Here is a 25229-nt window from a genome sequence, read left to right on the forward strand (position 1 = left end):
TGGCCGCTCCGGCAATGCAGATTCCGGTCCCCGCTTGACGGGAATGTAGAACGCCTTGCCACCTGTGTGCCAAAGCTGCGAACCACGCTCCGCCCCGAAAACGGCAGTCGGGCCGATCACATGAACAGCGATGCGAGCCCGGCGACAGAGTTGCACCGTGGGCTCAACCAAAAGTGTATCGTCTCCCGATTCATCCGTCAGAACAACAAAAAGAATCCGTTCCCGTCTCCGCTCTCTGACTCGATAGTGATAGGCAACTTTCTGCACAGCCATCATCACGTTTTCCAATCCACTTGAATCGACGGGGATTCGCAACATCGCATTGCAGGCCTTGGCACCGTATCGTTGTGGCGGAACGATTTCGCGAAGACCCTGACCGTACGCCGCGACCGCACTGAACAGCGTCGATGCTCGCGTATAGTCGTTCTTGTGCGTGTTAAAGGAGTCAACTCGCTGGTAATACTCCGCCATCCGATGACCGAGATTGACGCGATCCGGTACCAGGCTGATGGAAGCATCCAACAACCAAACGACGAGTGTGTCGCCCAATTCCAGTTCTCTGTCGATTGAGTTCGAGACAATCTGAGAGATCGAGTCGTAGCCGCGCGCTTCTCGCAACTCGTCGGTCCCCGACGCTGCTCGCACAACATCTTCGACATCAATTCGCCGCATTTCCTCAAGGTAATCGACATCAGACTCTGCCAACAACTCGGCGGACTCGAGGGACAGGTCGTCACCGAAGGATGGCGAAAAATCCTCGATGCGATCCCGATTCTGCGATTGTTCGAAATCGACTTCAACCAGCTGCTCATCCAGCAGTCCTTTTTCAAATCCCGATTGCTCGGCGTCATCGAAAGAGAGTTCGACACGTGTAGCAAGCGTCAGCAGCTGCTCCTCATTGACATCGTCAGCCCAGGCAAAATGGAGCGTGTTCGTCTGAAAGTCCCTCTCGAAGCTTTGAGGAAATATCCAACAAGCCATCAGAACGAGGATCAGCAAATGGACAATCAAGGCTGTCGATAGAGACTTGACGCGCCGCTCAATCACTCGCCCAGCGATAGTCTCGCCGACGGCGGGTTGTTTGACCGCGAGAGTTTTGTTTGACAAAGCCACCGGCGGCGACCCTCGCCACCGACTGCCGGCAGAGCGTTCAGGATTGCAATGCCCGTGCTCGCCGAGATGTAGATCTTGCTTGCAACGGTGGTCGCGCGAGTTAACTGATCGCAAGGTCAAGTCCTCAACACTATCTTCGAATGTTTTTTGTGCCGGCGGCCCGCAGGTCGGCGTAGAGCTTCTCGATCGCCCGGTGCGCTCGATAGCTTTGCAAGACTTTCATCGTAAATGATCGCCCTCCCATTTGTCCTGGCTGGATGGAAGCCGGCCCTCCTAGGAGGTTCCAGCTACCTAACGCAATGACATTGGTTGTCGCGTGTTGAAGGGAGTCGAAATCAACCATCCTCAGCCTTGGATCTTGCAGGACGATTTGCGTCACGTCGTGGTCGATCGTGAGCAAGCGATGCTCTTCCTCCTGTCCTGAAATGATCTGAAACTTGCCATTTTCGACTGACCAAGCGAGGGATAGCTGGCCAAGAATCAGGTCGAGCACAGTGTCCAGTCGCGTCGATTCGAATTGCGCTATGACGGGCACATCCTCAGTTATTCCGATTTCCTCAAGGCTTTTGCGATCGATTTCGAATTCTATGCCGATTTGTCGTTCAAGTTCGGCACAACACTTAGACAAACCGGTGAAACGAAAGTCGACAGTGACCGGAGTGGCCAACGCTTTCTCGATTTTTGTTTTGGCAACCAACTTTCCTACGGATCGACGCATCACTGCTGAGAAGCGTTTTTCAATCTCAGCAATTGTCCGCCAATCGTGATTGATAACAAGGATCGACTGCCCATACGGGACCGCTGTTGCCATCCCACCACGGTACTCCCAAGTCTTCGGCTGAACTTCTTTTAGCACGCGTTCGTGTACCGTCTTCGCGGTCGATCGCCCCGACAATCGGAAGACTGCCGGGCGATAGTACTTTGTGATGTCCCCCCTCGAAGTGACGACAACGATGTCGCGACACACCGTCCAGCGTAAATCCGTGTCGGCTGCAACCGAGTCCAGTGAATCAGATAGGCTGTAGCTTCCTTGAACCGGACCGATGTCCGTGCGGTCGGAGATCCCAATTCCTTCCAAGGCTCTTCGGTCGACAAAGATCTTCGCGTTAAATTCGCGTGATAATTCCGCAGTCAACTCTTTGAGCGGCGCTCGCGCGATATCGACTTGTTTGGATTGTCGCAATTGCTCCTCAATCGAGGCTGATCTCTTGGGAGCTGCCGCCCGACGATCACGAGCCGGTCTGCCTGGCGGCGGAAACCGTTTCTTCACGATAGCTTGGTCCGCTTCACACAGCTTTTTAATTTCGATGACGATCACGCGGCCCGCCGATGTTCGAAGAGTCACTTCGGGTCCCTTCACGCTCGCCAGCTCTGCAACAACCTTATAATTGCCTGTTGCGTCCGTCCATGTTCTACTCTCTGCGAGCGCTGACTCAACAGGTAGCGCGCCGACGCACATTGCGAAAATCATTCCTAGATAAAGTTTGGGGATCATTTGCTTGTCCGTAGGCGAATCGATGCTGTATCAAAGATTTGGCAAACTCTTTCATCACCACGTTCTAACGCCGCCTCGCCTCTACCGCACAATTCGAAATCGGCTGAATTGAGTCGATACAACGCGACCGGCAATGCGTCGGATTGGCATCGAAACTGAAAAGCGTAGAAACAACTCGAATCCGCACGAAGATTTTGGTGTTTTTGTGAACGAACCGACGCTGCCTCTCACGGAATTCCTTAATCGCGGAATGAACGCTGACTCGGACACCGACAACGAAGCGTTTGCGCGTTTGCATGAGGAGCTCCAGGCGATCGCACGAAACCATCTTCGCAACGAGTGTTCGGATCACAGTTGGGAACCTTCGGATTTGGTCAGCGAGTGTTACCTGAGAATCTTCGGAAGAAAACCCGAATTTGTAAATCGCTTCGAGTTCTATCGCATCGTCACCAACACCATGCGACAGTTGCTCGTTGACTACGCACGACGCCGGTCTGCTCAAAAGCGAGGTGGCGAAGTTTGGAAGAAAACCTCGATCGAATGGTGTTATCTCACTGTGACGCACAACGGTGTTGACGTGGCCGAGCTCAATGAGGCGCTCTCGTCGCTTGCCGACGCTTCGTCGATCGATGCAGAGGTCATCAAGTTGCGGTACTTTGGCGGCATGAAATGGGAGGAGATCGCTTTGCTATTTGGTTGCAGCGAAGCCAAAGTGAGGAAGGATGCGAAGCGAGCCGAGGCTTTCTTGCGGCGGGCGTTGGACGGAGATCGACGGATCGATGAGTGACCGGTCGCTCTACAAAGAAGCCCAAAGTCTCTTTGACCGGGTCAGTGAAAAACCGGAGCAGGAGCAATCCGCATTCTTGGATGAGCAGTGCGGAGACGATCACGAACTCTACGAGTACGTGCTTGGACTCATCCGGTCGGCGCGAGCAAACGCGAAAGCCCCAATCTTTGGATCGCCCGATTCGACGCCACGTACTGCCACCGAAGAAGGCCTCGTCAAGGTTGGCCCACACAACCTGACGGACCTCGACTCGTTACTCGGGAAACAACTCGGCGACTATCAGATTGTGGAATTCGTGGGGCGTGGAGGCATGGGAAGCGTTTACCGGGCTCGCCAGCTGAGCGCCAATCGAGATGTTGCGATCAAGTTCATTCGAGCCGTTGCCGGAGCCGCGGACGAAAGAATCACGCGGTTTCGGACCGAAGTAGAAGCAGCTGCGAGCTTGGATCATCCGGAAATTGTTCCGGTCTACGATGCAAGGATTGAGGAGGACTTCTGCTTTTTTTCAATGAAGCTTGTCGAGGGGAATGATCTCGCGCACCGATCCCGGCAACAGCGCTTTTCCCCGCTCGATGCGGCTCGCCTACTTCGCCGGGTTGCAGAAGCAGTCCAGTACGCACATGAGCGAGGAATCATTCACCGGGACATCAAACCAGGCAACATTTTGATTGACGCGGATGGAAAACCCCTCGTGAGCGATTTCGGACTTGCGAAATTTGTCGACTCAGGGGTCGATATTACGGTCACCGGTCAGGTTTTGGGAACGCCGAGTTATATGTCACCTGAACAGGCGCTCGGGCTGCAAGTGACGCACTCGACCGACATCTACTCACTTGGTGCCGTGCTCTATTGCCTGTTAACAGGTGATGCCCCCTGCGCAGGAATGCCGACGCCACAAGCACACGACTCGATCAAATCGATACGTGATTTCGATAAGAACCTTCCGCGGGACCTTGATGCGATCTGCCAAACCTGTCTGCGTTGGGATCGCGATGACCGCTACAAGTCGGCACAGGCGCTTGCGAATGATCTGGGGCGATTCCTCGATGGTCGACCGATTCACGCTCGGCGTACAAACACTATTGGCCGACTTCACAAATGGTCTCGGCGGCGTCCACTTGCTGCTTCGACGCTTCTGCTCATCCTGTTCTTGGTTCTATTGACGCCCATCCTGTGGGGCAATTGGCAACGTCTCACGGGAAGACTCAGCCAATTAGAGCGGGAGCGAAAACGGGATGCAGATCGCGTCGCTGTCATTGAGCAAAGCGCCCTCGAAAAGTCGATGTTGGCTGACGAGCGGCTTCACGAGGCGGCGAAGGCGGATTACCGGCGTTTTATTCGGGAGGCACACGAGCATTGGAAGAACAATCGTCCTGAGCAAGCAACTCAAGCGCTGAAAGCTTGCCCGGAAATTGTCCGCGGCTGGGAGTGGGATTACCTCAATAGCCAATGCAATTCGGCACGGCAGACTCTGGCAGACGGGAATCATCGTCGACTCGCATTTAATGACGATGGCACTTGGATCGCATTGGTTGGCGGCGGATCAAGTATCTTTGTCCATGACGCACTGTCGGGTGCGCGTTTGATGGAGCTACGCCAGATTAGTTTTTCGACTGCATACTCACAGGTCCACTTTCTCGACAATGACCGACTCATCAAGGAGGATCCGCGGCGACTGAACGTTTGGGATACGCGAACGGAACAGATAGAGCTTTCATTGACACTTACGGACGAACTCGTAAGTCTTGCGGTATCGCCTGACAAATCACTGATCGCCGGCTGTTTCCAAACCAAAACAACGCTATGGGATTCCACTACCGGAGACGTAGCCGTTGAATTCCCGACCGATCTATTTCCGACCGATGTGGCTTTTTGTCAGGATGGGAGGGTTGCCATTGTTGGACGGGACGCCGTCGGGCCGGTTCTGCATTTTCGAGACGTTTCAAGCGGAGAACTCCAGTCGGAGAATCGACTTCCGGGACCCGCGCGTGTGGCGATTGCTTCCCAACGAGGTGATTTTCTTGCGGTCGCTACGGACGAGGAACTGATTTGTTGGGTCGCTGATGCAGCGCCCGTGATCTTATGGAGAACTCCACTACGCGGCGTACAATCGCTCGCGTTCAGGGAAAGTGGCGCGGTCCTCGCCGCAGGAGGTGATTTTGGAATCAACTGCTACAGCCTCCGAACACGAGGGCTTGTGCGAACCTATCGCGGCGAGGAAGTCAAGCAAGTCGCATTTGTCCCACGCAGCGATCAGCTCGTGTCGATCGGCCGAAGAGAAGGCGTTAGAAGGTGGACCACCCCGTCAACGCAATGCAGACGAGACTTTGCTTTCCACGTAGGCTGTCTTGACCAATCCGGCAACCGCTTCGCCGCAGGTATTCCCGGCATGGGAGATCTGCATGTCATCGACTTCGATCGGGATTACGAATTCGCCTCAGGTTCAGGCGGTAGCAGACTCATCGAAATCGAGAGTGGCCGGGATGCAACATCGATTCGCGTTGGACAGCCCGTGCCGAGCGACGCGATGATCCATGCTCGAGCGATTTCATTTGCAATGGACCCTCAAGGAAAACGCGTTGCTACCGCAAACCAATCCGTTGTGATTTGGAACGCTCTCGACGGATCGCGCCAGAAGACACTCGGTGAGGCGGCGCGCGGTATTTCTGTTATCGAGTTTAGCGAAGACGGAAAGCTGCTCGCAGCGTGCGAAGAACAACGCGTGAGGATCTGGGACTTGGAAACGGAAAGTGAGCTTGGGCCGATTGAGTTCGCGGGATCCGCTCTCGTATTTTCCGGGTCTGAACGACTTGCGATCATCGAACGACCATCGAATCGCTACCCCGGTGCGCAACCGGAATCTTCAGTGTCTGAGTTTGATCCTCGAACAGGTAAACAACTCAATCAGTTTCGGCAATCTCATCGTGAGGAATCGTTGTGCCTGGCCTACGATGAGGGCGGAAGGCGGCTCGCAATAGGTGACTCTGCGGGTGGTGTTTCCGTGTGGTCGACCACATCGGGAGAGCTCGAGCAACGATCAAAGACGCACGATGTAGGGACCGTCGGAATCGCCTACTCGCCAGACGGCGATCGGCTCTTCACCGCCGATCGATCGGGCGAAATCAAGCTTTGGGATGCAGCTGACCTTTCCGAGCTGATTTCGTTGCAGCGTTCACCCGGTCAGCAGACAGTGGCAACTGTTGCCGAAAGAGATGGCAAGAATCGGCTTAGCTTCTCATTGGATGGATCACGGCTCTGTCACTGGGACAATTCAATACGGCAGATATGGGAGATTATCAAGCCGAACCAGGAGCCAGGCACCGAAAACCCGTTTCGACTTGTCGACGAAGGCGCGGAACAACTCCGTCACAACGATTCTATTCCGGATGTTTTTCGTGAGCGCGTCGAAGCATGTCGAAAGGAGTTTCCCGGCTATCCCGTGATCTATGGGACTGTACGAGTCGAAGGTAACACCAGCCCCACTGACATTGCGGCACAGATGTCGATCGAAGACGACGGGACGTTTGCTTGCAGCGTTGCCGATCTCGATGATCCAATTGGTTTCCGCAAGCACGGCTACGATCCGATTGACCTGATTCCGTCTGATTTTGGATCCGAAATTGTGGCGGTGGGCGAAGTCCTGATGACTCCCGTCGAATCAAGCGAATCTGCGGCAGTGATCGGACAGGTCTCTTCCGGAATCTCAGGCATCAGGTCGCTGTCCATCCACTGTACTCTTGGTCCGATCAACAGCCCGCGCGGACGAACGGATCCGAACAGTCACCAGCCGAGAGCGATTCGTATAAAGACCGATGATCACGGTAAATTCCAGATTGAAGATCTGTCACCGGCGAGTCATTTGGTCTCCATCTCAGGTGTCCGATATCGACCGAAATATCTACCGTTGCACCTAAAACCTGGGCAAACAATCGATCTTGGTGAGATCACTCTTGATCGACCCAAGAGTGTCGTCTTGGAATACACGTTTCTCCAAAACGGAAGGGTCGACCGCGAGACGATTCAGAGAAGGCCTGTGACGCTCGGTGAAACTTGGCGCCCCCTTCCGAACGAACAAGGATGGGAGATTGGGTTTGGACAGCACAACGAGGCCGTGATGCTCTCGACGAACTATCCTCGCATCATTGAATTGGGGCAAACGAGCCTCGAAAATGCTTGGGTAAAAACTCGGAACGACGCGGGGCATCGTAAGACAATGACGCTCATTGACGGTAGCGTCGTCGCAGTCGTGTACGAGGAGCGCACTCTGTTGATCAAAGCGACGATCTCGCCCGCGACCGATGACGAACGCGAGGCCGCGTTTCGCAGGTTCACCTCCACGCAACCTTTCACTTCGATCGACTTCCAGGAGGACGGTCCTCTAGCGAATGATCGATTTGGAAGAAGGGGGAACCGCGACGGCGTCTTTTTTGTTGAGTCCCAGCGTGGTTGGCAGGCATGGAATGAACTTCGGGCTAAGGGGGGCGCCTTCGCGGTAAAAGGCAGGTTCGATTCAGAGTCTCCAGGGGCCTGGCTGGTAACCGTGACCAACCCGAAAACCAAACGTGGCGTTGCTCTCGCTGTCCACAACGATGGACGGCTGATCTTAGGGCCCAGCCCATTCGACAAAACCATGACCCCAACACGCATTCTCGCGCAACTCAATCGCGATCAGGTCGAAGGTTTTCATGTAATCGGTTTTACAGTTCAGAAGAATCGTTTTGAACTTTTCTGGGATGGGAAGTCGATATGCGAACCAGTATCGCTCGATTATGACTTGTTGCCGTGTGTTGTGGCCATCGGATCCCGAGGCCGCGGGCTCGCTGAATTTGAGCAAATCCACTACTGGCAACAGAATTAACATGAATGGCATAGTACTCCGTGCTTAGAGCGTGCCAGCCAGATACTCGGTCTCATCCACTCGGATGTCGATTTACGTTGCATCCGGTGTCCGGATCTCGATCACCATTGCAAATGACAGTTTGATCGGTGTCGCGTTACCGATGATCCACTCGTGATTGCGATCAGTTCTGCTATCTCGTTTGTATTCTGGCGTTTGCACTCTCGATCTGGCTTCCCACCCCGCGGCACTTTCCTGCCCCACACTCGACCCACAGGGCGGGTAGCAATAATGTGGCGAGAGGCGGGCTGGCATTGAGATAAGCTATCAGATGAAAAGCTATTCTGCTCTAGCTCGCGCTTTGTCAGCTGTCAGCATGGTTGCTTTGCCGGCGATTAGCGTCTCGCCGCCTGGTCACCCTTTGTGCCATCGGTTGCATCGACCGACGTGGATCAGAATTTTCGCGAGGTCGCAGCGGTAGGCTGCCCGCCCTGAGACCGAAGCGAGTTTGGCCGTCTCGACCGGTTGAGCCGCCGAAGTCGGCCGCCGGTGCGCCGAAATAGCCCGTCGAAAGTCGCGTCGGTGTCTGACACGGCCTGCAGTTTGTGGGATTTCTTCGTTCGGTAGGTTTGTCCAACCTCGAGCTCGAAATCGTTGGGGCGATGTTCGAATGACCGGCTCCAATTTCGGCGTTAGAACAACGCTGAGCACTGACCTATCAGACCTGAACAGGTCTTCACTGCTATGTGCACAACCTCTCAATTAGCAACGCCACGAAGCGGAGATTGCTGGAGCTATGAGAAACTGTGTGAAGGGTGAATCAATTCATCTGATTAGCTTCTAATGAAATCGCGAATTTTGACTGTTTGATTCTGGGTCGAGGTGTAGGATGCGTCCGCGAAATGCAGGATGTCAAGCCCAGACCCCGAAGGACAACGTTGTGAATAGATATATCCCAATTGTGTTCGGTTGTGCTTTGAGCGCATTATTGATCGATAGAACCGCCATCGGAGCGAACATCACCTTTGGGAGCGGTGAGAACGCCTTCTCCATAGAGTTCGTTAAAATCGGCGACCCCGGTAACGTCCGCGACGCCTCGTCGGGATATGGTTCCGTTGGCTACGATTACTTGATAGCCGTGCACGAGGTGAGCCGCGATATGATAACGAAGGCTAATAACGTGGGTGGCTTGAAGATAAGGATGCTATCCCACCGGCTAGCCAACTATATTGCTGGTGGAACACGGCCTAACATGGCGGCAGATGGAATTAGCTGGTATGAGGCGGCAAAGTTTGCCAACTATCTGAATGCTGTTCAGGGATTTCCTGCAGCGTACAAGTTCGACGCCAATGGAAACATCCAATTTTGGCAGTCCGGTGACGCCGGGTTCGACCCGTCGAATCCCCTTAGAAACAGCAACGCAAACTTTTTCATTCCTACGAATAGCGAATGGCACAAGGCCGCCTATTACGACGGCAACGGCAACTACTTTAAGCATGCAACCGGCAGCAATTCTACACCGACTCCTGTCGCAAGCGGCACGGCTGCTGGCACTGCCGTGATCAAGCAACCGATCAGTCAGGGGCCAGCGGACATCACGCTCGCCGGAGGCCTGAGCCCTCTCGGAACGATGGGGCAATGCGGAAACGTGATGGAGTGGACCGAGAGCGATGACCAATTCAAGCTGGCAGGATCTGCCCGAATAAATCTCGGCGGATCCTGGCATTTGGGGTGGGGGAGGAATACCAGTTCTGCTGCTGGACCATCGGGAAAGGGCTACAGTGATCTGGGGGTTGGCTTTCGGGTTGTAAGTCTCGGACGGGAACCTGAGTCGAGGTCGATGTTTGACCCCAATGTCACTGTAAAGGAGGGCTCAAAGAAGACACTGAAGCTCTCGCATCACTCAGCGGAGTATATCGAGGTTCCGCTGGAAAGAAATCCTTACGGAAGATGGGGCCCTTACAAGCTGGAGCGAATCGAGGGGCTCAGGCCCTGGGCGTTTTTTGTTGTGGAGAGGCCAGGAAACATCTCGCTTGGACTCTACGTGCCTAAGAGGTTGAACCAGGGAGGAAAGGACTACGAGAGGATTGAAATTGGTGGTTACTTCGTACGGATGGCTTACCTCGAGAACGGGACTTTTGCAAGCCCCTCTAAGATTACTGAATATGAAATACGCGGCACGCTCTATGACTCAACCGTCCAATTCGATGTCTTGAAACGAAAGAGACCGGAGTTCAGCATTGAAGTAGACTTCGCTACTGGAATTGGGAAGAGATGGGATAAGAAACAGAAAGACCGAAATCCAGAATCTGGAACATACGTAGCAGTGTCGCGAGGCGAAGATCCGATGGACATCGAGGGCTATCGCTTAGTGCTGGAAGACGCGTTTGTGAAACTGCTTGATGACATGAATACCCATGCCCAGTTTCATCCACATGCGTTTGACGAATTACGGAAGCAATCATGCGTGCTTTTTAAAGAGCTCTACCACGGTCACAGCAACCTCCGCGCTAGTGTGATATTCGAGAGACACGGTGTCGGTTTTAGGATAAGTACCGAGGATGGTCACGTAGAGCGACATAATAATTAGGCTCGATGAGGTGAGCAAAACAAGGGCGTGTTGGCGGCCTTTGTCGTCTCATCGCCTGAGCTGGCTTCCTACTGTCGGTTGCATCGACTTCCAACTCTGAACCGAAACTCGAATTGCGGTCGGTAATTTCACCGATGCGGCAAACAGCAAAACTCACTTCGGTGAGATACGCCGCCGAATATTGAAGATTATGTGAATCTGCGTCGACTTGTCCAACTTCATGAACATCGAATGGTCATCAACCTGCATTAGTCTGGTGACAGCCGTCATCCATTCCCACCTTGCCTGAAGCTCTAACTGAATCCGAGACTTGAGTCTGCCCCGGATTTATCATGTGAACTAGCCACGGACATCCGGGGCCCCTTATCGAGAGACGAATCGATGGACGGAACATTAATGATAGCCGCACAAAACGAATTAACGCCCGAATTAGCACTCGCTTTCGCCGGTGTGTTTGCAATTGCATGTCCGGTAATGATATGGCTTGGCATTGATGCCATTCGGTCCAAACGCATCAAGCTGACGGCTAAACAGAAACTAGGCAGTCGTGTTTTGTTTGGCGAGACCAAAACTCATGAGACGGGGTTCTGGGCGGTCATAACCGGTTGGGTGTACGTGGTCGCCGGATTCGTTTTCGGTGTGGTATCGATCGCAATGGTGTTCCTCTACTTCAATGGTCGCGGCGCCCCTCCGGTAGCCCAGGGCAGTCGTTCGAGACACGTGGAAATACCAGGCAAGAATACGAGCCAACTATTTGACCCAAACAGACACCAGCGAAAACCTCTCCCTGCCACGCGGAAACCACTGAACCAAAATCACAGGTCGTCCAGCGTTAATCATCTGAAAGAAACCAAACCTATTCAGCAGAGGCAAAACCAAAAAGTTTCTTGGGATACCGGTGAAGACGAAATGCCCCATCGGAGCGCTCTGGAAGGACTATCCCCCAAGGAACAATCCCGGCAGGCAGAAGACGAACACAGGCGAGAGATTGTCGCCCATGGCAAAGAGGGTCAATCAGAACAGGCGGACGTCATCCGGCCCCAGCAAGAGGAGGCGACAAATCGAGATGATAGACTCGCCACTGCTCTTGCCACCTCAGAATCGACAAGCGAGTCAGCAGCGGTTTTCCCGCACGAACATCCCAAGGAACAGGCAGGATCGATTCGTAATTGGGTCAGTGCGGACGGAAGATTTCGCTTTGAGGGCTCTTTTCAAGGCCGGGAAGGTGACAAAATTTTCCTCGCTAAAGCGAATTCGGATCGCACGATCACGGTAAAACTGAACAAACTCAGCCGCGCTGACGTTCGGTGGATTGAAGAACATGCCCCGTCGACGCCAAGTGAGGTCCAAGCTGTGACCACAGTCGACTTCAAGTCTGACGCAGATCAACCAATCAAAGTCGTCACTTCTGCCAAAACGACCACGATCTCCACGGTGGCTCCAGCAATCAATGCGTATGGCGGCCAATTGTGGAAAGCGTTTCATGTCCAAATGCAGAATCAAGATGAATTGACGTTTGGTGATGCCTTCTGTCCGATTGTCGTTTCGGGTCGTGAGATATGGAGCGTGGAAAAGGGAAGCATCGTCTCTGATCTTTCAGGTAGCTACAACGAGAGGTGCATTCGAGCAATCTCTCCATCGGGTAAGTGGTTTGCAACAACCGACAAATCACCCAATCAAACCAATACCACGGTTTCCGTTTGGAACACTGAGACCGGTGAAAAAGAACTTGAATTGCCCGGCGATCCTGATAAGTACGTTGACTTGCTTCAGCTTTCTCTTAACAAACTGTACGTCGGCGGACGTCTTCGAGAAACGATCGAAATCTGGGATTTGCAAAACGGAATGCAAAAATCGATTTTCAGTTTCAAAGGCCTACGGGGTAAGAATTCTGAAGTCGGAATTTCGCGGGACGGGCGATTCGCTGTTCTAGGCTCTAAGGAGAAAAATCTGGTTGTTGTGGACACGCAAACTCAAAAGATCGCTGTCCGTCTTCAAACACCACGCAACGGCTATACCGGATTACCTGGCCGAAATTCCGATTTGACTTTCGAAGCTACCGCCACGAGTAGGTCGCTTAGCCTGCGGACACGGTCTCTCGCATTTTCACCGCGTGGAAATGAACTGGCGATGGTTGTCGATGAACCAACTCACGCTCGAATCCTTTGCTGGGATCAAAACGGCAAAATCATCCTCGATACTGCCTACCCCACGACAAAGTTTGCAGGCGACCTGTCGCTTAAATGGTTTCCAAACGGAAAGGCCTTTCTGGTCGATACAGATGTCATTGATCGCACATCGGGTTTGGTCGTGGTCGCTCACGAGCACAAACTTGGCCATGATCCAAAAATCATTCCAGCGGGAAACAATCACATCGTTGGCACTTGGGCAATCCACGGGAACCGTCTTGACACGGTAGAAATCCCTTGGGACGGAATTAGTCAATCAATCGACACAGCGAAAACTGGTGGAAGTGCGTTACTGAGCCCCGCTCATCCATGCGGAGTCCGTGTCGACATCGGAGACCTTCGAGATGGTGAAAGAGTCGATATCGAATCTGCGCTAAAAAGGAAACTGGCTCACGGCGGCGTGCAGATTGACAACAGTGCGAGTTCCTACTATCAGATTCGTGTGACGAACCCAGATGAGGTGTTGACCGGGCTCGATCGTCAGTTTCTCCCAGACATGCGTGGTCTGACAGTAAACCAACGGTTGCCTAAAGGCGCAACGACATTCGTCCTCGAGTTCGTTGCTGAGGGCGAAGTGATTTGGCGCGAGGTACTTGGTATCAATCACGGACGTGATAGCCGTCGGCTGGCTTCGTCGATTCACCGTTGTTCGATGCCTTACTTTATTCCGGTTTCCGATACCTTACCGATGCTGCCATTGCATACGGCAGCGTTACGGTAAGTCTGTGATGGCCCGCGACTGGCGACACCGGGATTGCCGGCTTTTTAACCGTCGGTGACATCGATGCGAGTTGGCAATTCCCCCAACTCGCGCAGGTTGCATCGACCGCCAGCTCGAATCTCACGGCCAAAGTTGCTTCGGTGTCTCGGAGATTGTGACACCGACGCGCCGAAACTGCGTCTCCAGAATGCTCCGGTTTCATCGACCGGAGCAACTCACCGAAGTCGGCCTCCGGAGCGTGTCCGCTACTTTGCCCACTCACTCCGAGCAAGCGATGGTCAATGCGCGGAGTGCTACCTGCGTCTTAGCCTCGTCCGTTTTTATGCGGAGTTTCATGTTATCGCAGCATTAGCCAATAGCGAATCTCCGTTTCTATTGCGTCGGCAGAAAAGGGATCAACCCGAAAGATAGAATCAAGTTGGCGCAAGATCCATCTTGCACCCGCCGGATCGTTTAAGGCATCCAGCAACGCCTGAATTACTCGGCTTTGCAGTAGGTCCGGGCAATCCGTTCGCCGCAGCAATCTGAGAGTATCGGCAACAATACGTGCTCTCTGGACTGGAGGGTGATTCGTGTTGGCGATCAAAGACAAAGACTGCTTCAGTGGCCAGCGATTTGGATCCCACTCAGATTCTTTTGCCGCTGCAACAACTGTGGAAGCGTGCCAGATGAGTTGGGTGTAGTCCCACGATGCGAGTTTTGCTGTGTACAGATCGAAGGCTTTTTGATCGCAGTTCTCAGCGAACACTTGTTGACTAAGGACGAGTTGAGTCCATACCGAATCGACACCGAAGTCGGCTTTGCCAATCAACCCCAGCACGGCGTCGTCGGTCCAAATGGGAATTCCTAAATCGCTAGCAATGCAAATTGAATCCAAGCCATGAAAGCCAATTGCTACACGGTACAGCTTGCGTCGTTCTGGGTCGATTCCCACGCTAGAACTAGAGGACTGAACATGACAATTCGAAGCAATCCAATCGCGCATCTTTTGCAGACCATCGACTCGTGACTGTTTTTCTTCGCCAGAAATCTCGGTCATGACAAGTTTGCCATCCTCACCGAGATTCATGTAGCTCGACGCCTTATCTCCCTTTGCGCGATCTATCCATTGATCTACCTCTTCGACTGTTGACTGAGTTACAATCATTCGATCAACGATTGGCACGTCTTCCCACGCATCAATATGCCAACATGTCGCGATCGCCGTGAGCTCAAACAAGATTGAGGAATGCTGAAATCCCTTCTCGGAAAGTTGGTGAAACTCTTGTGGAGTAGTCCGCGAACACTTCACGCACCCATCGGGATGATCAGCCAGAGTCTGTAGGGCTTGCGGTATGTTGAAACCAAGTTGAGATGCCAGGAAGTGGATCGTCAAGTTCTCGTCTCGGTATGCTCGAATACAGTGGTCGATGTGATCACGACGCTTCTCTAAGCTGCTTACGAGTGGCTCGATATTGAGCTGGCCATCGTCTTTGAATCCTGAAAACTCCTGCAACACGGACGTATCGGGGAATCTCTTGCGGAAATTGCCGATTGAATCCTGAAACGCCCGCAACTGCTTAGTCTGCAGTTCGGCTAATTCGGCCGTTTCTTCTTGAAAACCTCCAGGGAGTTCGATGTGATCACCGACAGCGCGACCTAGCAAGGTCTTGCCGATTGGGCTATCGGAAGCAAACTCACCTCTGCTCGGCTTGGGCCGGTCGTTTTCAAAAGTAATCCACTGGTCGGACTTGCCTGTCTTTTTCAGGAGCACGGCTGTATCGTTTGCTACACGAGCAGGGGCAGCCCCCAGTCCTGTGTATTGACCATGCTGGAGAACGAAGAAGATGTAATGCGCGTGAGCTTGTTCGCTGTCAAAGTTCAAACGGAGTTGTTCGTACAGGAATTCCAGTGCGAGATCAAACTTGTCCCCAGCGATGTATGGCATCGTGACAATCGCTGCTTCGATTGGTTCGATGTCGGAGGGTGTTGGAAGATGGTCGGGGTCAAGATCAAGCTGATCTAAACGGCCAAGCCGAACTGCCAAGAAGTTCCGAAACGCGACAAAGAAACGAGGGTCACCAGCGGTTTCAACATGCTGACCGGCTAACTCGAAAGCATCTTGCGGTAGATACTCGGATAGCACCTTCAACTCAAGCTTTCGCACTTTGTCATCTTGTGCTTCGGATTCACGAAGCTCCCGACAAATCCGCAAAAGCCAATCATGTCGCTCTAGATGCTGAGCACAAGTCAGGTACTGCTTCATTGAGTCATCAAAGACTCCTGGCGTCACAACCTGCTCGAAGATCATCGCTGCTTCTGGGAACTGCTCCAACTCGAATAGAAGTGATGCGAGCAACTCTAGCTCTTGGCGATGCACTGACTCCGTGCTCTGCTCTAGTGCAAAGGAAGTCTCTTGTTTAGCCTTGTCAATTTCGTTGGTTACCTGGTAGATCCAGCCCTGTAACGTATGTGCTTGCAAAGGATTTGACTTCAGAAACTCGTCCGTAACGCATGTCTTCCCAAGTTCGTAGTCTTGGATCCCGATCGCCCATTGAACCGCATGAAATCGGCACTCAAGACTTCGTTCCCAATCCTGATTTGCGAGCTCAAGCATCTGCTTTATGCACTCTCGCTTCGTCTCGCCATCGGAATTGTGGTACTCAATGCCAACCGCAAGAAACTTACCTTCCAAGGTGTCGAGATCCAGTTTGTCACGAAGCTTCCATGCTTCCTCGTACATTCTGGTATGAAGAAAGAATGACGCTGCCCTTGCAACATAGCTGGCTGATTGAATTTTACAGGCAGCAGCTTTTTGATGATCGGAAGCTGCAGCATCCAGATTATCGAGAAGGAAATTTACCACCCCCCGGTGTGTGAAGGACTCAGGAAGCAAATTCGGATAGTCGCGTTCCGTAGCAAGGTCGATTGCAGTTGTATACTGTTTTAACGCTAGATCGAGGTTCAAGCGACGTGCCTGCCATGCACCATGAACTGCCTCTTCGTGAGCGATGCAGGCATCAGCGAGGTAGGCGTATGGAGACTCGGAGTCTATCTCCAACGCACGGTCCGTGAACTCGCGAGCTTTCTCGTATTGTTTGCCCGCTGAAAACTTGTAGGCAAGTGCAACACATAAGTTGTCGTCCGATTTAGCAAGTGTTTCAATTTCGGCAAGGTAGGCGTCGACGTCTTCTAATGTATCTGCAGTATGTACAAGATGACTCGCCATTACGGCATTGCGTAGACCGTCTTCAAAATACTGTTTCGCCAGTTCGTGTGCCTCATTCGGCTTGCCTTGCAAGAACATGCCGTATACTCGGTTTTGCTTCGCTTCGTCTGAGTCTGGAGTCTTGTCAAACGCTGAAAGAAAACACTTGCCCGCTTCAGAGTACTGCCCGTTTTCAACCGCCACCTTGCCCTTTAATCGTAGGTAGCGGTACTGCTCCTCAAGAGATAGGTTTCCGGTTGAATTGAGGGCTTCCAGCTTTTCAAGTTCGTGCTTCGCGGCATCGAGCCTGCGATCCTTCAGAAGTTCCTCTACGAGCGGAGCGATTTGGTGTGCTCTAGGGATTTGCTCCATTGCACCGGCAAGGATGTTTTGACCATAGACAATGATCTCCGCTTGAACTCGGTGAAACAGGGAGAGTAGTTCGCAGATGTCTTCCCAAAAGTGAATCTCAACCGTGAACTTCTTGTTTTTTCGGCGGTTGAGTGTGGCAACACAATTCTGTGCGTTCTTGGTTTTTTTGGCCGTAGTCGCAATGATGTAGTGGCTGAGTGGATGTGGGAATTTCTCTGCTTTGGCAACTTCATCTTTGATCTCCTGGGGAGGCAGCGTTTTGTGCGGTTCGTGATGTTTGCATTGAACGGCAGATGTTGGTTTGAGACACAGCGGATCAAAGATGTCCACACCATCCTGCGATTCACCGCGTTTCCCGTAGCGTTTCAGGTTTTGACGATCTAAGTGTTTCCGGTAGAAACGCAGGCAAAAGTCCTCAAACTCATCTTCGTTATCTGGTTGTGGGTATCTCATGAGGCTGGTATAGGGTGATAGTAAACGGGAACCCAATGTTCAGAGCTGGCCTAAATCAGTCGTGCTCTGTGCCTAGTTCCGAAGTTCAGTATCCACTTTGAGGATGCTGACGGGAACGGGGACTGGAATGTTCTTGCACCTGAACATCTTCGGTCAACCGGAAACAATGAATTTGCGTCTAGCGCGCTCCGGTGGCCGACACCGGATCAGTGCCCCGGTCGATGAAACCGGAGCACGCTTCGGAATTACTTGCTCAAGTCGGTTCGTCATGTACAGCTGGCGATGTTTCTTACCACCGCGTTCGTTAACTATTTCGACATGAAACGGGCGGCCCTTGCGCACCGAACTGGAACGCTGTCGCAGAATGTTAGCTTCGGAAGTCGATGACACTGCCGTCATCGAGTATTCCGAATTGTTGCAGTCAGTGTGTTCTAACTTGCTATTGCTCCACTGTTAGCCTTCTGGTTCACCTACCTTGCGTTATCTTGAACTTCGTACTTGCTCAAGTTGGCATCGGCAGGCGCCCGCGAATCGGTCGATAATTGCTCAGTCCAGTAGGCGATTCTTGTCTTGCCCGATTGCCGTGAAAGTTCTTCCACAACGGCGGTCAGCTCTACGGCGTTTTGTTGCAGAATCAGACTGTTGCCGCGCCAGCCCAAAACGTTCCAACCGTGATCGGTCAACAACTTGCGAACCGCTTCCCTGGTTTCTTCGACGCCAACACTCGTTTCATACGAGGCAATGTTATAGTTCACACTGACAAAGGTCGCGCCGGGCGGTACTGGCAGCTTGCTTACATTGACGTTGCTTTTATTCTTCAGTCGCACCACGACTTTTCCAGGCTCGTCGTGTAGTTGGACGGTGACATAGAGGTGAAATCCGGAGCGGACGAACTGACCTTCGGCGTATCCGTTGGAGATATCGGATTCGGACCACTCCTCCCACTGTCGCTCCAGCAAGTTGCGGCGCTGAAACTCAAATACGTTTCTCACACCAAATGCCTTGAGTCGAGCTTCATACTCCAAACAAGCAACAGTTCTCGTCGTAATTTCCCCGGCGTCGGGCAGGAGTGGAAATGTCGAGAGATCGATTACAGCTGCAGCTTCAACGGTGGTCGCCGGGGTATGCAGATCTTCGTCTAATGGATCCGCCGCCTTGGCGGCTGTCTCGTGAGGTACTGAATTCGGCAACGCGCCGACGGCGGACTTCCCCGGCCCTGCGTCCGCCTGCTGATTTGACTGCGGACCGCACCCCGAGAAGCAGCCCATCATCGATAAGCCTAGTAGCAGCCCGCTGATTGACTCTGATCGCATTAAGTAGTTTCTCCAAGTAAGGCACTGAACCGGAGGGGCTGGACGACCGACTATCCGCCACGTGTAACGTGAATCAGCTTCACGCTCGCACGATTGTATCAAGTGCCTGAAAAGCCCGTGACAAGCAAGTTGGCGAATACGATGGGGGCGATCCAAGACTCAACCCGCGTTGCGAATGGCATAGTTTGGCAGTGTCCTGAGCAGGTTCTCTTTCCACATCAGACGCCGGTAATCCTGCAGCGGTGACCGACACCGATTGCTCGGTTTCATCGACCGGTGATCGCTTAGCGCATCAGGTGGGCGACTCGCAGGATCCGAAACAACTTTCGTAGCATTTTGGCTCGGTGGAGATGCTGTGCCGCTTCGGCCTCAACCTCCAATTTCCGCGAATAGATGTCGCGGTCTTGGTAGCCACATGTCGGACAGTTTTCTTCGCTCGTGCTCTTTGGCTTCAGACAGCACGGACATTTTGTTTGAGCGTTGCTCGACATAATTTGCTCCCAATTGGAACGGTGCGTGAACCGCAAAACTCGCTACGGGCATGACCACGTCGAAAGCGAGGACGATGGAGTGGAGGTTGATTCGAACGGCTCGGCCTGCGGGTCCTGGCGAACCTCGCTAAGACATCGGATCGGGGGCGCGAGCCCGACCTTGATGCAGCCGAGCGTTCGCTGCTCGAAGAATTTTCTTCTTCGCGTTTGCGACTTGAGACGACAGCGGCAACCTGATTTCCTGCAATGCTTTGACCGCAGCCTGCGGATCGTTGTTGTTCCGCAGTTCGATCACCGCGATCTGCAAACGTGCGTTGTTCGAATGCTTCGAAGACCGCGAGGCCAGATAACGAAGCGGCAAGAGTCGCTCTCGGTGCCGATCGTTCTTGGCAAGTTGATTGACGTACGCGATCAGTGCTGAATCGGGAACCGCGGCGACACACGCGTTTTCACGAAGACGGTTAAAACATGCAATCGACTCGTCAACGCGATCGGATCGGACGGCAATGGCGAACGCTTCAAACGCTGTCGCACACGGGTCACGTTTGGCCTGAGTTGTCGAGTCGGTGATCGCGGTGGTTACGGCGAGCGTCGACGCACCGTGGACACGATGCAGGATACTGTCTACTTGCGCTGTATCATTTTCGTTTGAATCACGGCTCGTACCGAAGGGCCGGATCCCCGCTCGAGTCAACAAATCCCAACCTTCACAGTCGACCCACTCATGCTTGAGCATGAAGATTGCAAAAGGGATCCCGACCGACATCCCCAGCAAGTGCAGCATGGGTGTCGACATTCGGATGCCCGTCCAAGCGACTTGCAGAAACTCGACCGCAAAGTAGAAGAACGCGACCACGCTGATTGGGATGTCAATCGTGCCATGAAACATCCAACTCCAGGTATAGAGAAAATGGATGTCGTTTTGGGGAGCCCAGATCACCGCCACGGCGAGCAACGCAAAGATCACCCCGGACGCACCGAGCGCACCACCCTGACCATTCGTAAACAAGAACATCGGAACCTGTCCGATCGCTCCGTCGGCAAGCGCGAGTCCCAAATACAACAGACTGAATCGCTGCCATCCCAATTTGCCTTCGACGACGAGCCCGAAGCACCACAAGAAGATCATGTTCCCAATCAGGTGAGACCATGATGCGTGCATGAACGCACTGGTCACCCACTGCAACGGGTTGATGCGGTCAAACTCGAGAATCAACCAATTGTAGGCGCCGTAGTCGCCCATGCCGGTGAGCACAAACAACGCGACGTTGGTAACGATGATACTGATCGTCGCCACGGGATAGTGGTAGATAGGAGCGTCGGTACCATAAGGTAAGAGCATAGGTATCCACCAAAACGAACCAAAACATCGATTGCTACTTCCCTAGGCAACAACCACGCGAAGACAGGGCGCGCCGCGTTCACGACCAAGAGATGTCCTCGGGAAAGGATCGTCGCGAACGAAAAATGCGTACTGGTAGGCCGATGCTTGATCTGCAAGGAACGTCTGATTCTCAAGAATCGATCCAATAACCTCGACAACCAATTCGCCGGCGGGCGTTGGCCCCGGTTGTCCGGTGGAAACCGCGGCCAAGGCCGATCGGCTGATGAGTTTGCAGATAGGTTTAGAATACAAAACCTGTGGATCGCTCGGATCAATCGCCGCCGACTCTCAATCGCCGACAACGATCAGGCGGCCGAAGCGTCCGTCCGAACCGGATGCGAAGACCTGAGTCTGGCCAACCGCCAATGCGTGAAAGCCTGTCTGACTCATCAAATCCCATTCCTCGCCATCGCGACTGAAGTCGCTGCCAAACGGACCAACGGTGATCAGGCCCAACGGAAACGCTCCACCGCGCGGGGTCGCAACAACAGCACTTCGGAATGCGGCAGGCTGCGTCTTCACCGTACGCCAGGTGACTCCCCGGTCGTGGCTGAGACAGGCGGTCACGTCCGACGTTTCAGACGCTCGATAGTCTCCACCGACGAGAACCAAAGTGTCACTTCCTTCTCCTGCGACCGATGACGGAACAACGCAAACCGAAAAGATCCCGGACGCTTGCGAACTGGGGATGGGCACCGACACAGTTGTCCAATCAGCATTCCAACCAGAGCGATGATAGAGGCGGCTCGTCTCGGATTCGCATCCGCCTGTCCCAAACCACAGTTGTCCCTGTTCGCCAACGAGCAGCGACGAATTGCTGGCGGCAAACGCTGCTTCGCCTTTCCGTGACAACGGCAGCCCTTTCGTCAATCGTTTCCAAGTCCGTCCGCCATCGCCCGTTTCGACAACCAACAACTTGCCATCGACCGGGTCACTGATCGCGATGCCGTGCCTCTCGTCCCAAAACCGCATCATATCAAAGAACGCCGCCGGAGAAGACGCGCGGTAACTTTCCCGCCATGACGCTCCGCCGTCTTCGGTCCGGAGCAATACCGCGGGTGAACCGGCACTGGCGATGCAGGCAACGTCCGCATCGAACGCCTGCACACAGCGAAATTCCAAATCGCCAAATCCTTTCGGACCACACGACGTCCAAGTCTTGCCACCATCGTCGGTGCGAATCACCGTCGCGTTCGATCCGCTGGCCCACACGACTCGATCGTCCACCGCAGACAGCCCACGAAGACTCGCGTCCGTCCCCGTTTCAGTCACGTCCCAATCCAAAGAAACGGGCTCAGCACCATCGGCAAAGGCCAGCATCATGACTGAAAGACAGAACACCCAAAACGGCCTCACAGCGGCGGGAATTACAGAAAGCATGCAAGCGAGTCCCAAGCAAAGATGCGTCGTCAATCATACGCCAGAAACGACTCGGCCAGCCTGACAGCCCGATTCTGTCAAACGGAATCGTCATTCAAGTCGGTTGGAGTTTTAAGAGCGGTTGCGATTCCTAGCGCAGAGGCGAGCACGCCCCCGAGGAAAAGAACACCACATACAACCCACTTGCCACCAATGTAGTACGTGATTGCAATGTACCATGGAACACGCATCCGACCCCCAGTCTGCTCCATGTTGTTGAACAGCATGAAGAGTCCGATGGAGCAGGCGATGCAGAACAATCCAGAACCAATTTGAACGTACCAACTATCCTCTTCCTCCTCGTCTTCTGACGCCTCTTCCTCCATGGCTTTCTTCAAGAGTTGGTCCGACGACGATAAGCCAGCTTGCGGTGCGGTAGTCGGGTGAGGTGCTGGTGGGACGTAGGCGGGATTGACGGGTTGAGGAAAATCAACGTTTGGGAAATCCAACTCGGTCGCCATCCAATCGGGGCTGTCAGTTGGTGCATCGTCCAGGCCAGTCGACGGCAGATCGTCAAATCCGTCCGGCGGCAGGTCATCCAAACCCATTGGTGAAAGATCTTCGAGACCCGTTTGTGGAAACGCATCCGCAGCGGCTTGCGGCGATGCGTTAACGCCTGCCGATTGCAACGACTTCGCCACCGCTGGCTGAACGATTTTGGGAGTCTTCTCGAGTTCCTCGCCGATTCGAATTTTCGCACCACATGGACACTTCAACAACTTACCGCGATTTTTTGAGCCCACCTTCAGCTTGCGATTGCAGGAAGTGCATTTAATTCGAATGAATTCTTGAACGCCTGTTTTCTTCTCCAGTTCATCGCTGGCTGCTAATTGTGGCTTAGGAACGCGTAAGTCTTGCCCGCAAGGACATGTTACCACCTTATCCGCCATCGAATCCTTGGCTTTCAGCTTCTTACTGCAACCGGTGCATCGAAAACGGATCATGACGGTAGTTCCACTTTAAATTTCTCATCTTCTTGTCAGCCCAAGCGCCGAGCTTGGGCGGCGTGATTCCCACGACCTGACGCCAGTTCACCCATCTGACAAAACATACTTGGTCAACCGAAAAAGCGTCCATTCTTTCGGGAACAGCAAGATGCACTATTCGACCGATATTCACAGAACAAACCGAATACCTTCACTTTTCACGCGATGAACGCTCACATGTTGCATCGTTTGCCATTCACAATCTCGCAAATCACTCCGTCGAAGACGTGGCGTATGGGAAATGGAATCAAGCCGAGGCAGCGTGTGTCGACTCGAGAAACGCCCCGCTGCTTGGAAGAACCGCATGGTGCCAGCAAGAGGCCCGGTTCCCATCGGACGCATCCCCTGAATCGTCGTACACGCGACAGCGGCCGGTTACATCCAATTCACCTCCCCGGTGGGAAAACTCCGGCCGGTGAAAACCAGCTCGACGTGACTCGAGCGTCCCAACACAGTGAGCCGAAGTGCGTGAGCACTCGGGTGATGGGCGGGTTGGGTTTGCATACTCATTCGACGGTTCCACCCGAGGCCTCACGGCCATTCGGCTCACTCACGTAGCTCGGTCTTTCCAAGACCGAGAACAGGCGCCGGTTAACTCGACAAACCGATGTGCTGCGATCCGCCCGCTAGCTCAACAGTGGTTTGTCCGCCTCGGAGATGCGGACCTACGTGACTCGAGCGTTGCTGCCCCAGTGAGCCGAAGTGCGTAAGCACTCGGGTATTGAGCGGGTTGGGTTTGCATGCTCTTTCGACGATCTAACCCGAGGCCTCACGGCCATTCGGATCACTCACGCAACTCTGCGGCAAGCGGAGGCTTACTCGGCGTAGCGGACTTTGCCGGTGCCTTCGGTGATGGTGCCGATTCGTTGACATTCGATGCCGAGCGATGAGAGCTGCGTGGTGATGCTCGATGCGTAGAAATCGTTGACGACGATCGCCATGCCGATTCCCATGTTGAACACTCGACGCATCTCGGACGTTTCCACTTTGCCGTGCTTTTGCACCCAAGTAAAAATCGGGTTCGGGGTCCAAGACGTTGGATCGATTTCGGCGTCGACTCCCGATGGCAAAATCCGATCGAGGTTCTCTTCGATGCCGCCGCCGGTGATGTGAGCGATCCCGTGCAAGACTTGCTTGACGCGGTAATGCGACTGGATCGCGCGGATCGCGGGTGTGTAAATCCGTGTCGGTTTGAGGCAAACCTCGCCGAGTGATTCGCCTTCGAATTCGTCGGGCCGATCCTCCCACTTCGTACCGCTGTCGGCGATCACTTTGCGAACGAGCGAGAACCCGTTGCTGTGCAGTCCCGTCGCTCCCAATCCCAGCACCACGTCGCCGGGGGCGATCAGATGTCCGTCGATCAGTCGTTTGCGTTCAACGACACCGACGGCGAACCCGGCGAGGTCATAATCGTCGGTGCCATACATGTCGGGCATGATCGCGGTCTCGCCACCGAGCAACGCCAAATCGCCGGCCACGCATCCGTCGCTGATCCCCGAAACGATCCGCTCCAACCGAGCAGGATCGTCACGGCCCATCGCGACGTAGTCGAGGAAGAACAGCGGTTCGGCTCCCGTGCAGATCAAATCGTTGACGCACATCGCGACCAGGTCGATCCCGACGGTGTCGTGCCGATTGAGCGACTGGGCAATCACGAGTTTTGTTCCCACACCGTCGGTGCCGCTGACGAGAACCGGTTCCTCGTAATTTCGTGCGAACAGTTTGCCGGCGAAATCCAATTGAAACAGGCCGGCGAATCCTCCGTCGCTCGGCAAAACTCGCGGGCTGAACGTCCGGTGCATCAACCGGGGCAATCGGCTCATCGATTCGGCGTAGACGTCGAGATCGACGCCAGCATCTTTGTAGGTCGCGGCCATGGGCAAAGGGAAACA

General features: G+C 53.7%; 12 protein-coding genes and 1 pseudogene. 4 read left to right on the plus strand and 9 right to left on the minus strand.

The genetic code is table 11. The features are described from left to right. The 3 genes and pseudogenes from RSSM_RS07495 to RSSM_RS35425 form a co-directional block, all read right to left on the minus strand. The coding region (locus RSSM_RS07495; protein ID WP_144059633.1) for a VWA domain-containing protein at positions 1 to 981 on the minus strand (981 nt) is incomplete at its 3' end. A 262-nt stretch (positions 982 to 1243) separates the two neighbouring features. Continuing rightward, positions 1244 to 1969, minus strand: a complete 726-nt coding sequence (locus RSSM_RS34610; protein ID WP_236621008.1) for a hypothetical protein — start codon at positions 1967 to 1969, stop codon at positions 1244 to 1246. Positions 1970 to 2386: 417 nt separating this feature from the next. Then, positions 2387 to 2608: pseudogene (locus RSSM_RS35425) on the minus strand (SHD1 domain-containing protein); the annotation flags it as partial. Between the two features lie 133 nt (positions 2609 to 2741). Here RSSM_RS35425 and RSSM_RS07505 point away from each other — a divergent pair. From RSSM_RS07505 to RSSM_RS07525, 4 genes are all read left to right on the plus strand, one after another. Continuing rightward, entirely contained in the window at positions 2742 to 3395 is a 654-nt protein-coding gene (locus tag RSSM_RS07505) for an ECF-type sigma factor (RefSeq protein WP_008676242.1), read from the plus strand. Beyond that, complete coding sequence (locus tag RSSM_RS31560) at positions 3388 to 8253, plus strand: WD40 repeat domain-containing serine/threonine protein kinase (protein ID WP_008676243.1); 4866 nt, start codon at positions 3388 to 3390, stop codon at positions 8251 to 8253. The genes RSSM_RS07505 and RSSM_RS31560 overlap by 8 nt, the downstream gene beginning before the upstream one ends. A 955-nt stretch (positions 8254 to 9208) precedes the next feature. Next, the gene (locus tag RSSM_RS07520; protein ID WP_160168108.1) at positions 9209 to 10822 is read left to right on the plus strand and encodes an SUMF1/EgtB/PvdO family nonheme iron enzyme; all 1614 of its coding nucleotides are present in this window, start codon (positions 9209 to 9211) and stop codon (positions 10820 to 10822) included. 909 nt (positions 10823 to 11731) lie between these two features. After that, entirely contained in the window at positions 11732 to 13732 is a 2001-nt protein-coding gene (locus RSSM_RS07525; RefSeq protein WP_160168109.1) for an SHD1 domain-containing protein, read from the plus strand. 337 nt (positions 13733 to 14069) lie between these two features. Here the strand turns inward: RSSM_RS07525 and RSSM_RS07530 are convergent, their stop codons facing one another. The 6 genes from RSSM_RS07530 to purM all read right to left on the minus strand — a co-directional run bounded on the left by RSSM_RS07530 (position 14070) and on the right by purM (position 25214). Further along, positions 14070 to 17744: a PIN domain-containing protein gene (locus tag RSSM_RS07530; RefSeq protein ID WP_008676251.1), complete on the minus strand. Its 3675-nt coding sequence runs from the start codon at positions 17742 to 17744 to the stop codon at positions 14070 to 14072. A 470-nt stretch (positions 17745 to 18214) separates the two neighbouring features. After that, a complete protein-coding gene (locus RSSM_RS07535) occupies positions 18215 to 19057 on the minus strand; it encodes a hypothetical protein (protein WP_236621009.1) in 843 nt (280 codons plus the stop codon). Between the two features lie 618 nt (positions 19058 to 19675). Beyond that, entirely contained in the window at positions 19676 to 20890 is a 1215-nt protein-coding gene (locus tag RSSM_RS07545; RefSeq protein WP_044301654.1) for a rhomboid family intramembrane serine protease, read from the minus strand. Positions 20891 to 21220: 330 nt separating this feature from the next. Further along, complete coding sequence (locus tag RSSM_RS07555; RefSeq protein WP_044301658.1) at positions 21221 to 22312, minus strand: WD40/YVTN/BNR-like repeat-containing protein; 1092 nt, start codon at positions 22310 to 22312, stop codon at positions 21221 to 21223. Between the two features lie 77 nt (positions 22313 to 22389). Further along, the gene (locus RSSM_RS07560) at positions 22390 to 23295 is read right to left on the minus strand and encodes a hypothetical protein (protein ID WP_044301660.1); all 906 of its coding nucleotides are present in this window, start codon (positions 23293 to 23295) and stop codon (positions 22390 to 22392) included. An 857-nt stretch (positions 23296 to 24152) separates the two neighbouring features. Beyond that, on the minus strand, positions 24153 to 25214 hold the full coding sequence (purM, locus tag RSSM_RS07570; protein WP_008676268.1) for a phosphoribosylformylglycinamidine cyclo-ligase: 1062 nt from the start codon (positions 25212 to 25214) through the stop codon (positions 24153 to 24155). Positions 25215 to 25229: the final 15 nt, after the last annotated feature.

It is taken from the genome of Aporhodopirellula sallentina SM41 (assembly GCF_000346505.1).
GTDB classification, from domain to species: Bacteria; Planctomycetota; Planctomycetia; order Pirellulales; family Pirellulaceae; genus Rhodopirellula; species Rhodopirellula sallentina.

Coding starts and splice junctions, on each gene's coding strand:
- RSSM_RS07525 (WP_160168109.1), top strand. CDS start 11,732: ATGCCCCATCGGAGCGCTCTGGAAGGACTATCCCCCAAGGAACAATCC.
- RSSM_RS07560 (WP_044301660.1), bottom strand. CDS start 23,295: ATGATCCGTTTTCGATGCACCGGTTGCAGTAAGAAGCTGAAAGCCAAG.
- RSSM_RS31560 (WP_008676243.1), top strand. CDS start 3,388: ATGAGTGACCGGTCGCTCTACAAAGAAGCCCAAAGTCTCTTTGACCGG.
- purM (WP_008676268.1), bottom strand. CDS start 25,214: ATGGCCGCGACCTACAAAGATGCTGGCGTCGATCTCGACGTCTACGCC.
- RSSM_RS07505 (WP_008676242.1), top strand. CDS start 2,742: ATGCGTCGGATTGGCATCGAAACTGAAAAGCGTAGAAACAACTCGAAT.
- RSSM_RS07535 (WP_236621009.1), bottom strand. CDS start 19,057: ATGCGATCAGAGTCAATCAGCGGGCTGCTACTAGGCTTATCGATGATG.
- RSSM_RS07555 (WP_044301658.1), bottom strand. CDS start 22,312: ATGCTTTCTGTAATTCCCGCCGCTGTGAGGCCGTTTTGGGTGTTCTGT.
- RSSM_RS07530 (WP_008676251.1), bottom strand. CDS start 17,744: ATGAGATACCCACAACCAGATAACGAAGATGAGTTTGAGGACTTTTGC.
- RSSM_RS07545 (WP_044301654.1), bottom strand. CDS start 20,890: ATGCTCTTACCTTATGGTACCGACGCTCCTATCTACCACTATCCCGTG.